A 14208-nucleotide genomic window follows, 5' to 3' on the forward strand; every position below is an offset into this window, starting at 1 on the left:
CGTCCTCGTCACCTCGTCCCGACCCAACAAGGGGTCGGAACATAGGCTCCAAATGACTTGACGCCGTGTCGGATGGCCTTTTATTTTGTCTCCACCTTCGCTATCGCTCAGACTCCGACAAAACAACGGCCCTACGGCTATCGCGGACTAAAAATCTTCACTTCGCTAAAGCTCCGTTTCCAGGATTTTCAGCGGCAGGTTACAGTTGATTTTTACACAAACATTTGTTCTTTTGCGACAGAACCATCTTTCGCGCCAACCTGTTGTGTTTGCGAGAGTGGGCAGTATGATATGAAGTCCCGCAGACCGCATTCCCCACAATCACTATCAATCACAGCAAAAGGCAGGCCCACTAATCCCCTTTCACAGCCCCCCCCACAACTGCATGAAAAAAACAGATAATGCGGACTAGAGTTTCAGTGAATCTTGGAATCGAGTTACTTGAGTTTTTAAGCCCCTTTCACTACCGTTACGCCCTGCGCGTTACCAGATATATAAAATATCCACCCCTGCTCCAAACGCGCCACCTTTTGCATTATAAAATTCGAATCCCGCATTCAAAACGCTATAAGCTTGCGACTTCTACTTTATGCAAAAAGTGCCTTATGGGTTGCCTTAGCAAGTACCCTTGATCGCAACACTGTCCTGACCTATTCCAAAACATCTTGAGTCCAAAATAGGGGCTGAGCTTGAAAGGAGAGAAGAAAAACCAGAAATGCTTACAAATGAGAGGCTAATTAAGATATAATTAACATTCGTTTGAAAGAAAGAGTCGTGTCTCTTACTTTCAAGCTGTGGTGAGTGACTGAAATCACTCATACACAACCTTTATTAAAGGCAAAAAACCCAAGTACTTAAAAATGCTTGGGTTTTTTTTTGCCTTTAAGCCCTAAACTTTAAAAGTTCGGGGCTTGTTTCTAAAACTGAAATAGGAAATATCAGATTTGTATTGCCAATAACTTTAACTCATACAAGCAAGACATAGCAAGTTTAGCTGTAGTTAAACTTCTAATAAGCCTTTTAGCCATTTTTTCTTGGCACGTCATCCCCCCTAAGTTTCATGAAGCATTGGGACGTCCTGTCATCGCTGTTCATTAAATCACATAAAGGGCAGTGATGACCAAGTTCTGGTTTTGTCGCAAAAAAACAAAATGTTTGCGTAAAAATCAACTGTAACCTTTTTTATGCGACAGAACCAAGGTGTGGACTTTTCGACTGAACCACAAATTTTAGATTTACAACGGGATGCATTATTAGAGGCAGAGGTTTTATCTGAACATCTTTATGATCATGTATGGTGTTTGACAGAACCCATGAATAGTCAGTGGAATACTATTGAACAAGAACAATGCCTTCGCCAATTTTAATTTAAGCCAAAAATGACAATCTTACACCTATATAAATCAATCGCTTATAGGCTATAAAATTCATAAAAATGAGTGTACTTTCATTTTGGCGAAGGTATTGACAAGAATGCTGACATTTTATAATAGAACGGAATAGAACGTGGAATATGGCAAAATCAATTGAACCTAATATTGCAGACCTAGCAAATGGCTGGCTTAAATCTTACAACCTTGATTACAAGCTAGAGCAAGAATCTTTAAACACTGAAACAGACAAAGCACTGTCTGATTACTTCACCAAAAATGGCGGCTCAGGCGCCAATCGCCCAGATGCAAAGCTATTACTGAAAGATAAAAATCTGGATCACTTCCCTATACTCATTGAGTACAAAGGCTACAAAGATAAGCTTGTCAAACTCGACGCGAGTGGAAAGGTAGAAAACAGAACAGCTAAAAACGAATCTCATTTTAAAAACATCAATTCGTTTGCAATAAATGGCGCAGTGCATTATGCCAATGCATTACTACACCACACCAGCTATACCGACATTATCGCCATTGGGATGACAGGACACAAAGATGAGTCCAATAATATTCAGCACGAAATAGGTGTTTATTACGTTTCAAAATCAAATTTCGGCATCGGACAAAAAGTTGGCGAATTTACCGATTTTTCTTTTTTGTCAGAAAAACATTTTGATGCGTTTGTCGAGCAGGTAAGAACCTTAAGCTTGTCGCAAGCAGAACTCGACAAGATCAAAGAACAGCGTGAAAAAGAAATTGATACCAGTCTGGTCAGGCTGAATAATGATATTTACCAAAATGAAAAAGGCTTGGGCGAAAATGACCGCGTTTATCTGGTTGCCGCTTCAATCATTTCTACGTTGGGGATTCCAGGAAAAGTATCTCCGCTTGAAAAATCTTATTTAAAGTCTTCTACCGAAAAAGGCAGCACAGATGGTGAAATAATAGTAAGAAAAATAGAAGCATTTTTGGGTGAAAAGGAGCTGCCGGAACAGAAAAAAGAACTCATTTTAAGAACATTAAAAAACACACTTTTAACTGATAATATCAATAAGGTTAAAAACGGTGAAAGCCAACTTAAAAGAGTTTTTACAAAAATTGTTGATGACCTGGGGATCTACTACAAAATTGGCTTAACCACCGATTTTACCGGTAAGCTCTTTAATGAAATGTATGGCTGGCTTGGTTTTTCGCAAGACAAACTTAATGATGTCGTGCTTACACCGTCTTATATTGCAACCCTTTTAGCAAAGCTAGCACGCGTTAATAAGGATTCGTATGTGTGGGATTTTGCCACGGGTTCAGCGGGACTATTGGTTGCAGCAATGAATGAAATGCTGAACGATGCCAAAAACACCATCACTTCACCTGAAGAGCTCGCAAAAAAAGAAGCGGAAATAAAGGCTGAACAATTGCTCGGTTTAGAAATGCTATCAAGTGTTTATATGTTGGCTATTCTCAATATGATTTTGATGGGGGATGGCAGCTCCAACATTCTAAACAAAGACTCTTTGCAGGATTTTGACGGAAAATATGGCTTTGGTGAAACGGATAAAAAATTTCCCGCTGATGCTTTTATCCTTAATCCGCCGTACTCTGCCCAAGGCAACGGTATGGAATTTGTCGAAAAAGCGTTGGGAATGATGAACAAAGGGTATGCCGCCATTATTATTCAAGGTTCATCTGGTTCAGGAAAAGCGGAAGCAATCAATCAGAAAATTCTAAAAAAACACACGCTATTGGCAAGCATCAAAATGCCGATAGACCTCTTTATTGGTAAATCCAGCGTGCAAACACACATCTACGTGTTTAAGGTAAACGAACCACATCATCAAGATGAAATGGTTAAGTTTATCGACTTTTCAAACGATGGCTATACACGCACCAACCGGAAAAAATCCAGCAATAACCTCAAAGATACGGATCGCGCTAAAGAACGCTATGAAGAGCTAATCAGTTTAGTGCGCTTTGGTAAAAGTAAACTCACTATTTTTACCGAAAATGAATATTACGAAAACACCATTGATCCCAAAAACGGGGCTGACTGGAATCAGTCTATACCCGTTGACACTAAGCCTACATTGCAGGATTTTAAGAAAACGGTCGGTGATTATTTGGCTTGGGAAGTTTCAAACCTTCTTAAACAACAAGCGGGTGAAGGTAAACAGTCGGGAAAGTAGACTGCCCCACTTAACGAGACTGAAACATGTTGAGTGGGGGTGAATTTAGGGTTGGGTGATTTGATTTGAGATTAACACATAAAACTAAACGTTCAAAAGATAGTTTTCAAAAAGATGCTAGTTGATATATGATTTGTATCAGAAATCAAAAAACAATGGGATTATTGAGAAACTGAGCTTTGTAAATGACTAATTTAATTAGGAAATTGAGTACTTGTCATGCAAAACGATTTCTTATCAAGAAAGACCTTCTATGCAGGGAGCAAGTGAAAATAACACTAAAATATGAATTTAAATAAAAGAAATTGCATAATATTTCTTACTCAGCACTAAACAAATTACCAATTATTACAATATAGTTCGAAAAAGATAAGAATTTATTAAAATCTAAAATCAACTGCCCAGACAAAAATGGCGAGACTGATTTTGAATTTATGGAAAAATTTATAGCGGAGCTGGAAGCAGAGCGCATAGCGGAGCTGGAAGCTTATCTATCTGCGGCTGGTTTAAAAAACACCTCATTGACTCTACAAGAACAGCAGGCTTTAGATGATTTTAAAGACCTTAATTTTGAAGAGTTTAATGTTATTAATATATTTAACGTGAAAAACTCTGGAAATATTTTATCCAGAGATATTATTGAAAATAGAGGAGAAACACCTTACCTCTGCTCAAGTAATAAAAACAATGCGGTAAGTTCTTACATCTCTTATGATGAAGAGTATTTGGATAAGGGAAATTGTGTTTTTATAGGCGGGAAAACTTTTGTTGTTAGCTATCAAGAAAAAGACTTTTATTCGAACGACAGCCACAATTTAATCCTGTATCTAAAGAATGAAGAAAAAAGAAACAAGTTTAACCAGCTCTTTTTAGCGACCTGTATCAATAAAAGTTTGGGTCATAAATATTCTTGGGGCGACAGTATTAGCAACAGAAAGATTCAAAAAGACGAAATTTCACTCCCGACACAAAACAATCAACCAGACTATTCTTCAATGGAAACCTTTATTTCCGCGATACAAAAACTGGTTATCAAAGATGTTGTTCACTATGCGGATAATAAAATAGGGTTCTGTCGCAAAAAACAAATGTTTGTGTAAAAATCAACTGTAACCTGTTTTTATGCGATGAATGGATGAAACACCATGCAGGAAAAAAGTATTCTCGCCCCATCGCGATAATTGAACGGATAAGCCAGATGTGAACTGGTGTTCAGGAAAGTAATGGCTTGAGAAGGGGAAGTAGGTAGTGGCTCAAAGCGTGGTCGGATTACTGCTCAACAAGGTAGAATTTTGTCGAGATATTTATATATAATTACAGGTTTGAGCCACTACCAGTTATGAGATCCTAGTCCAATGAAAGCAGTTACACATTTTTTATATTAAAGGGGAACGTCGTTGAATGAAAAAACAGAGGATATAAATGATATTACCAAGTCAGCAGAGCAAGGGAATCGCTGAAGACCAATATAATCTAGGGGTGGTGTCATCTGGAAGGGCAAGTTGTAAAACAGGACTATAAGCAGGCAGTGAAGTGGTTTACCAAGTCAGCAGAGCAAGGGAATGCTGACGCACAATATAATCTAGGAGTGATGTGTAGCAAAGGAGAAGGCGTCACTCAAGACTATAAGCAGGCTGAGAAGTGGTTTACAAAGGTAGCAGAGCAAGGGAATGCTAAAGCACCATACAATTTAGGCGTGATGTATGAAAACGGAAAAGGTGTAAAACAGGACGATAAGCAGGCGGTGAAGTGGTTTACCAAGTCAGCAGAGCAAGGGTATGATAAAGCACAATATAATCTAGGGTTGATATATCTGGAAGGAGAACTCATTACTCAAGACGATAAGCAGGCGGTGAAGTGGTTTACCAAGTCAGCAGAGCAAGAGTATGCTAACGCACAATACACTCTAGGGGTGATATATCTGGAGGGAAAACTCATTACTCAAGACTATAAGCAGGCAGTGAAGTGGTTTACCAAGTCAGCAGAGCAAGGGAATGCTGACGCACAATATAATCTAGGAGTGATGTGTAGCAAAGGAGAAGGCGTCACTCAAGACTATAAGCAGGCTGAGAAGTGGTTTACGAAGGTAGCAGAGCAAGGGAACGCTGAAGACCAATATAATCTAGGGGTGGTGTATCTGGAAGGGCAAGTTGTAAAACAGGACTATAAGCAGGCAGTGAAGTGGTTTACCAAGTCAGCAGAGCAAGGGAATGCTAAAGCACAATATAATCTAGGGGTGATGTATCTGGAAGGAGAACTCATTACTCAAGACTATAAGCAGGCAGTGAAGTGGTTTACGAAGGTAGCAGAGCAAGGAAATGCTAACGCACAATACAATCTAGGGGTGATGTGTAGCAAAGGAGAAGGGGTTATTCAAGACTATAATCAGGCAGCGAAGTGGTTTACTAAGTCAGCAAAGCAAGGGAATGCTAACGCACAACTCAACCTAGGGGAAATGTATAGCAGTGGCAAAGGCGTCACTAAAGACTATAGGAAAGCGGAAACGTGGTTTACCAAGTCAGCAGAGCAAGGGGACTCTAAAGCACAATATAATCTAGGTGTGATGTATGCTAACGGAAACGTGGGGAATCAGGACAATAATAAAGCATATATGTACTTTAATATTTCAGCATATAATGGCAACTTTGAAAAGGCAATAGCTAACAGGGAAAAGATAGGCAGATTGCTATCAATTGAGAAAATAAATAATGCCCAGAAATTATCACGAGATTGGATAGAATCACACAATCAGAATGTGTAATCTAACTAATCTCTCATTTTCAATAGCATAAAAAATTGCGGATGAAAATAGAGCTTTAGCAAAGTGAACATTTTTCCGTCCGTGTTAGCTGTAGGTGGTGGGAAGAGCTTTCTTAAAGACTAGAAAAATAATATGTAATCTCACATTGAGCGGGTATGGATTTATATTTTTATTTTAAAACAAATAGTTACAATAAGTTTAGTAGATTTCAATGGCTTATATGAAATCATTTAAAATCAATGTGTTACATGAATAAATAGACCCGCTCAATGTAAGTGTAATGGAAATTTTTGATGATATTTATAATTCTGTGGCAATGAGTTTTCGAAAAAGAATTAATGATCTAATTCTTGGTCCATTTATATCTTCATGGGCTTTATGTAATTGGGGTAAGTTGGCTTTATTGTTTTTTGGTACAGGAACACCAGACGTAAGAATAAAAAATATGTTGCAAGAGATGTCTGTACGTAATCTTTTAACGTATCCCGGTTTTCTCGATTTGTTCTTTATACCATTAACATTAACGGCGTTGTATATTTTTATTCTTCCTCATTTAAACTATTTGGTTGCAGAAAAGGTGAATCCAATCAAGCAAAAGTTGGAGAAACAGAATTATAAATTCGAGAGTGAAACAAATAAACACAGTACACTACTGGGATTTCAAAGTGACGCTGCCAGCCATGGTGAGAAAACAAAAGATATTCCGAGGCGTCGTCCAGATGCTTGTGAATACTAATTATCACAGCCCGCATTTTGCAAATTCTGCGATATACCGTTCATGTGGACAATATATTGGCTACCTACGGGACATATTGCTGTATGCAGATTATGAGAAGAACTATACCTGGGTTCTATCGCGAAACCAGCAATACTAAGTCTTGTGTTAATTCTGTTTTTCTAGCCATCACCCCCCCTTTTTTTTAATCACAATAGTGTAATTACATTTTAAAATATTGTAAAACTTCTTACAAAAAACTGGTTAGAAACTATTTTTATACCCATACCTTATCGCGACAGAACCTTTTTCATTGCCGGAGGTAAGCGATGGCAAAATGGAAACTAAATATTACCTCTAAAATCTGCCGTAGTCCGTAAGGGGAATTAAGTAGGGTTTGCTATAACATGGCAAAACCACCTAAAATAACCTCGATACACCAGCATTGTGTATTTCAGCTACTCAATAATTGGGAAACTTCAGTTATAAACGTTATTTTATTCAACAATACCAGGGTTTTGATGGTAGGCATCGGCCCTCAGGAATCCATATTGTACTAATCTCCATTACTAAGGCATATAAGTTCTGCAATATGTGTTTTGAGTTTGCTGTAAGAATTCAGTACCACTGGTAATGTTTTAAAGTAGTCTCCATTATGTTGAGATAAATAGGAAGTGCACTCGTCTCTTGCTTTGTCAGCACTCTCCAACCTGCTATGACAGAACATATTCCTAAATGTTCACGACCTCATCATCTAAAAATTTTAATGTTTTTGAGGACATCACTCTTTATTAATTAAAGAATTATTATTGCTAAATATGATATTTTTTAACAATGCTTTCCAATGGTTGAGTCAAGGGACATATTCTTAAGTAGCCTGCTATTAAGAGTATCTCGAATACCAGCTCTCTCTCAAAACTGCTCTAAGTCTTTCACTTTTTGTCCGAGTTCGTCATCACTTCCAAGTACATAAATCCCTTTTACAAGAGCATCTTCAAGATAGCCAAAAGTGGCTACTGTTCGACCTAAATGCTCCCAAAAGTCTGCTTGATATCACACACCAAAGCGAGGTACGTTTTTTATGAGAATGTTAGATATTTTTCCTAATCATTTGGAGAAAATGGTCTTGACAATAGGGCTGCTTTAGACCCCAGTTGGCCTTGCCGATAATTCTCTCATTATTAAGTACAACTTGTTTTTCAAGCACTTTATTAGCAATAGCGTAATCATTAAACAAGGGGCTTAAAATAATAAGAGAAGCCAAATGATCTTAATTATTTTTCTGAAGTAGCGATGCAGAAAATACCTCATTATATATAATAAACACCGACATATCTGAGTAGTATATCAGAAATTACGGGTATTGACATACACTGTTAGACCTGACAAATAACCGAGAAAAAAGCCTTCCTCTTCTTTTCGTTCCGCTCATAATGATGTGTGAAATTAGACAAATGCTTCTAATTGATTCTTTTTTTATAAAAGGCTGCATATAATATTTTTTTGTATAGTCCTGTGAGCTCTCAATTTTCTTATACTATCCTGGCTACATATGTCTTCTTTACTTAGACGCGATCAAAACTCGTCCCTATCTCACTGATTAAGTCTATCGAAGTAAACGAGCAAAAATGTCTGAAGAGGTACAGACTACCAGAATCAGTGTCTTCTGAAGTCGGTCGTTGACAGTTTCTGAGTTGTTAACCACGACTAAAGTAGCGCAACCGCTGTAAGTTAATATTCATTAACAAGTGACATCACTGTTTTCTAGTTAGTGACTATTACCTGACATTTCCCTTGACATCCTAAATACTTGCTTTGCCTATACTCTCTCACGGTATAAGTCTCTGCCCTGAATTTCCAGTACTACCGTGCGTGTTGACAGTGCTGATAGATAGGAAATACCTGTAGAAACACTGCCAGGACGCTGTGATATGAAGTGGTACGTTGTAGGACCAGAGATAGTAGATATCTATGAGAAATCATTCGGAATTTCCGTCGATCTGATAATAATGCGTACGTGCTCCTATGTTGATTGGCAAGATCAGGCGACAGCTTTGTCTCGAGCCTCCCACTCCCGGCGAGGTGGTGCACAATTTTGGTCCCCAAACAACGTACTTGTCTATTTTTCTAGTCGGCTACTTTTTTATTTATATCATTAGTTTCAATAAGTTTGTAAAACTAAGGTGGGGATATTTTGTCTTCGTTACTAGCATAGCTTCCGTAATAAGTATCAAAACGATTTCTAAAGTGATCTTTAGAGCATCCGGATATACAATAGTTATTAAAACAATATAAGATATCTTTTTATCATTAAATTCTGTATAAGGATTACGCAGTGGATGGAAGATTGATTTTCACCCAAAGTCAGGTTTACATGCTCAACTAAAAATTGTACCATTTTTTAAGTAATTATTTTCCTTAACACCAGATCATACCTGGCTTATCAATTCAATTATCCCGCTGACGGTAATAGTATTTCTTCTGCATGATGCTTTTTTCATGAGAGGCATGAAAACAGGTTTATAGCCTGGTTTACATAAATACGTATCTTTTGCGACAGAACCTTCTTTTTTAACACGGGTTTTATTAACTATATCATGGGATATGTTTTTTAACAGCCTTTTTAACATTATTAACTATAAATAAGGTCTTGTTAATGGTGATTAGCTGTGTTTATGGCGATGTAAAAAATACACTTGTTTTTTTAACGTCAATTATCAAGCAACTATATAGTGAAATTATGGACACCCCTGAGAGTCGCGTCCTGAAAACCATCGCTGTCAGCCCGTCCGGGGCTGATAACGGGTGTAAGAGTCCCTACTTTTGCGAAAGCTCATTTTTGGCATCCCAGCCCAAGTTCGCGGAAAAAGCTTAACGGGACTAGTTATAATTTTCGATGCCCCGATTCGCCCTGCGTCCATCACGATTTCGTACAACCTAGCTACGCGGGTTGCACTCATCATGATTACCTCAATGACTCTACGCCAACTAAAGCTGTTACTAAATCCTATTCTCCATTCGCTACCGCTCATACTACGAGTATTCATCCACAGCGTTGCCTATCGCGGTCTAAAAATATTCACTTCGCTATGCTCCGTTTCCAGGATTTTCAGGGATAGAGAATTACATGCAAAAAAAAACATGGCTGGCTTGTTAGATAATCTGGCTCATCATCACTGCTGGGGGATTATGTTTTTTTTTACGACAGAACAAGTTTGTTGATTTTTTTATCTCTCCTGAATTCGTATAATAAGTGTATAACCTCTCTGAAAGTCATCAGTGTTCCCATTGAAAGAAGAAGTACCTAAACAAAGCAGCCTATAACCTACCTGAAGGTAGCACCACTCGAATATTTCCATCTTTTTGATTTTAATCACTTATAACAGCAAATAGACACTCTGTAGGCACCGTAAAAAAACAACAAATAATTTCAAATAAAGCTTGCAATTGCCGAAAAAATTTTTCTAAAAATTTCCGTTTTAATCACCTCATAAACGGATATCACCCATGCTTAAAGACCTACCACTCTCTGAACATATTCACCAACACTGCAATGAAAGTATGGAACGTGCCCTGTTAGCAGAGCGTCATCCTTTGTGGGCTCGTTCATGCCCAGAGTTGAAGGATATCGACTTTATTCGCCTTGGGTTATTACGCTGTATCAGTGTAGTCGATAGTGGTCGCCATTTCCTCCAAACCAATGAACAGATTTATGGCCAGCTGCTTCCCCACTCAACGTATTTTAAATCACTGAAGTCGCATAGACGAACAAGTATGCTTGAGGCATTTGAACAGCAGAGCTACCATCTTCACTCTGAAACACTGCTATCGCAAGGCATTGATTATCTTAAAGCATTCCCAGAACTTGACGAATACACCATAGAAGCAGCGGATGGACATTTTATTGATCATGCCTGCCATACTGAAAAAAACAGCAAGGGGAAAGTTTATGCGGCCGGGGGGATTTACGCGTTGAATCTCAGAAGTGGGTTGCTCAGATTTCTTTGTCTGGTGACAAACGGAACTCAGAGGCATCAAGAAATACCTGTGTTACGAGATCATATTGAAAAGCAAAACAAGGGAAATAACAGCTCTCAGAAACATCTCTATGTCTACGATAAAGCCGTCACCGACTTTGTCTGGTGGGATCGGCAGAAACGACATGCTAATTACATGATTTCAATGCTAAAAGAAAATTCAATTGCGACTCTGGTTGAGTCTATCCCTTTTGACTCCCGCCATGAGATCAATACAGGGGTTGAAGCATACAGTGTGTACGAAAACAAGGGCATCAAATTTAACGTGGTGGATTACCGTGATCCAGAAACCGGAAAACTTCACCGGTTTGTGACAACCTTGCCAATGACTATTAACCCTGGAACCATTGCCATGCTGTATTTCAAGCGATGGACGATTGAAAAGACATTCAATAACACTAAAAGTAATTTCAAGGAAACTAAAGCTTGGTCTTCCAATACCCGCTCACTTGAAAATCAAATGCGCCTGACTGCAATGAGCTATAATTTAATGCGCGTATTTGAAGAGATTTCAAAAACACAACAGCCAGAATTGATTCATCCATCGGATAAAAAATATAGCGAGGCTCTGGAGATAAGGCAGCAACAGGCTCAAAAACGAGATCGTTTTGTGAATCCATTATTTTTCCAGGCAAGAATATCTCGTATCAGCTCGTATACCATTCGGGCAGTTCAAAACGCAATAATAACAGGAATGTCTTTACAGTGCTTTATGAGCTCTCTTGTGGCGAGGTTAGTTTCACGGCCTCAATTGATAGGGGAACACTGATGATCATAATTCTAAATTTCAATAAAAGGTGGATCACATGCTCAGCTTCAAAGGCACTCACTTTCAAAAAGATGTCATTCTTTATGCTGTTTTCTTTTATGTCAGGTATGGCGTTTCGTATCGCGACCTTGAAGAAATTATGGAAGAAAGAGGTGTTGAAGTGGATCATGCTACGCTCAATCGTTGGGTGATCCGTTATTCGCCCGACATTGCTGTAAAAGCTAAATCTCAGAAACGAGAAACAAATAAATCGTGGCGCATGGATGAAACGTATATCAAAGTGAAGGGTCAGTGGACCTATTTATACCGAGCTGTTGATAGTCACGGTGATACGCTTGATTTTATGCCTTCTGAGCGCCGTGATGAAGAGGCTGCAACCGCATTTTTCAAACAAACGATTAACAATAATGGCTTTCCTGATAAGGTCGTTATGGATAAAAGTGGCGCTAACTATGCAGGATTAGCCAATATTAACCTCTTGTTAATCCTTGCTGGGTTTGCCACTATGATCGACATATTACAGGTTAAATATTTGAATAACATCATCGAACAGGATCATCGATTTATCAAAAAAATAACGTAACTACTCAGCGTGTTTTTTAACTTTAAAATCAAATGGATATATTTTAATTTAACCTGACTTTAGTCATTTTCACCTTTAAAAAGGGGTGAAAATTGGACTAAAATTCAGAGAGATACATTAATTATTATTTTAAATCAATCTGTTATGAGTTTAAATTACGCTGAGTAGTTACAAAATAACAAAGCCAATGATGGGCTTTAAAGCGTTTCACTCCGCTCAAGCAACCATTGATGGAATTGAAACAGCACATATGATCCGAAAGGGACAATTGTCTGACGAAAAGATATTATCCGCCCCTACAACACTAGACCACATATTTCCTCAACATCACTATAACACCACTTCTGATATACCAATATGACTAATAATATTAATATTGAAAAACGCACTTTTGACGATAGAGATGAATACAACCGAAAGCCTATTGCGGAAAAAGTAATTAGTCTTTTACAAAAAAGTTCTATATCAGTATCACCTATGATTATTGATGGAGGCTGGGGAACAGGTAAAACAGAATTTTGCCATAAATTGATTAACCTTATAAGTCAGGATGAACAGATTATAAGTCAGGATGAACAGAAATTAAATCCAATTTACATCAATGCATTTCAAGCTGATCATGCGGATGAACCTTTAATGACATTGTTAGCATCCATTTTAAGTTTAATGGAAAAAAAAGAAAACTTTGATAGTAGTCCGTTTAAAAAACGTATTATTTCTGTTCTTAGATTTTCTTTAAAGACGATAGGTAAAACAAGTTTAATATGGGTATTCAAACAGGGAGTAGACGAGTTGAATGAAGGTCTCAAAGATGAAATGAATAAAACTGGAAATGAGATAATTAACAATACTGTTGATGCTTTACTAAAAGAACATAAAGATGCTAATAAAAATATTCAAGTATTACAGGACGCTTTAAAAAAGCTGACAGAAACTAGCTCTATCGTTATTTTTGTTGATGAGCTAGATCGTTGCCGACCTGACTTTGCAGTATCTATGCTAGAGAACATTAAGCATATCTTTAATGTTGATGGTGTGCAGTTTGTTTTGGTTACTAACTCAGAGCAATTAAGAGCCTCAATTAATCACTCTTACGGAACATCTATTGATGCCAAAAAATACTTAGATAAATTTATTAGATTCAGTTTTACGTTACCTGTTACCTTTCTACAAACCGGTAAAGATCAAGACTTATCAACAGAACATTTTTGTACATTAATTGAAGCTGATTTTCCTTCCTTATTAAACGATCAGATCAAATATTTTTGGGTAGAATTATTTAAAAATAACCAACTCTCGCTACGTGAAGTTGAAACGTTCACAAAAAACTTAAAAATTTATAGCCTTCTAGCTTCCGACAAACTTGAATTTACTCAAGAAAACATTGGTGTTCCTATGCTCAAGATATTTGGAGTATTTATCTGTTCTTTTTTCCCAGAATTACAACCAAAAATATTAATAGATAATGAGGAACATAAAATCACAGCTGCCTTAAGACAAAAAACAATCCCTAATATAGAGACCAGTACAGATGTTTTTTGGACATTACCGGATCACATGGTTCAAATTATCTATGTGATGTTTTGGATGAACGCCAAGACGATAGATTCAAAAGATAACCCTTGGAAAAATAAAGACGCGTCTAAATACTGGGAAAACAATATTCGTAGATTATTTCCTTGTGCCATAAAAGAAGGGATAAATCATCAGGTTGACATTATTAAGAAAGTCATAAAGACGCTCATGCTTACCGATGATAATTAGAGTCCCTATAATGCCCTTAGGCCGCATTT

Annotated in this window: 8 protein-coding genes and 1 pseudogene; all 9 read left to right on the plus strand. The window is 37.6% G+C overall.

Features of this window, described 5'->3' with window-relative positions:
* The first annotated feature begins 72 nt into the window (after nt 1-72).
* The 9 genes and pseudogenes from K6984_RS24635 to K6984_RS24680 all read left to right on the plus strand — a co-directional run bounded on the left by K6984_RS24635 (nt 73) and on the right by K6984_RS24680 (nt 14179).
* Nucleotides 73-402, plus strand: coding sequence for a hypothetical protein (locus K6984_RS24635; protein WP_221897837.1), 330 nt, complete (start codon nt 73-75; stop codon nt 400-402).
* A 1111-nt stretch (nt 403-1513) separates the two neighbouring features.
* On the plus strand, nt 1514-3550 hold the full coding sequence (locus K6984_RS24640) for an HsdM family class I SAM-dependent methyltransferase (protein WP_221897838.1): 2037 nt from the start codon (nt 1514-1516) through the stop codon (nt 3548-3550).
* Nucleotides 3551-3984: 434 nt separating this feature from the next.
* A complete protein-coding gene (locus K6984_RS24645; protein ID WP_221897839.1) occupies nt 3985-4650 on the plus strand; it encodes a restriction endonuclease subunit S in 666 nt (221 codons plus the stop codon).
* A 389-nt stretch (nt 4651-5039) separates the two neighbouring features.
* Nucleotides 5040-6311, plus strand: coding sequence for an SEL1-like repeat protein (locus K6984_RS24650; RefSeq protein ID WP_263458873.1), 1272 nt, complete (start codon nt 5040-5042; stop codon nt 6309-6311).
* Between the two features lie 280 nt (nt 6312-6591).
* Entirely contained in the window at nt 6592-7047 is a 456-nt protein-coding gene (locus tag K6984_RS24655; protein WP_221897841.1) for a hypothetical protein, read from the plus strand.
* 2802 nt (nt 7048-9849) lie between these two features.
* Nucleotides 9850-10248: a hypothetical protein gene (locus K6984_RS24660; protein ID WP_221897842.1), complete on the plus strand. Its 399-nt coding sequence runs from the start codon at nt 9850-9852 to the stop codon at nt 10246-10248.
* A 285-nt stretch (nt 10249-10533) separates the two neighbouring features.
* Nucleotides 10534-11832, plus strand: a complete 1299-nt coding sequence (locus K6984_RS24665) for a transposase (protein WP_221894003.1) — start codon at nt 10534-10536, stop codon at nt 11830-11832.
* A gap of 37 nt (nt 11833-11869) precedes the next feature.
* A pseudogene (locus tag K6984_RS24670) lies at nt 11870-12412 on the plus strand (IS6 family transposase); the annotation flags it as partial.
* Nucleotides 12413-12772: 360 nt separating this feature from the next.
* A complete protein-coding gene (locus tag K6984_RS24680) occupies nt 12773-14179 on the plus strand; it encodes a KAP family P-loop NTPase fold protein (RefSeq protein WP_221897844.1) in 1407 nt (468 codons plus the stop codon).
* Nucleotides 14180-14208: the final 29 nt, after the last annotated feature.

Source organism: Bathymodiolus japonicus methanotrophic gill symbiont, from assembly GCF_019721995.1.
Lineage (GTDB): Bacteria > Pseudomonadota > Gammaproteobacteria > Methylococcales > Methylomonadaceae > Methyloprofundus.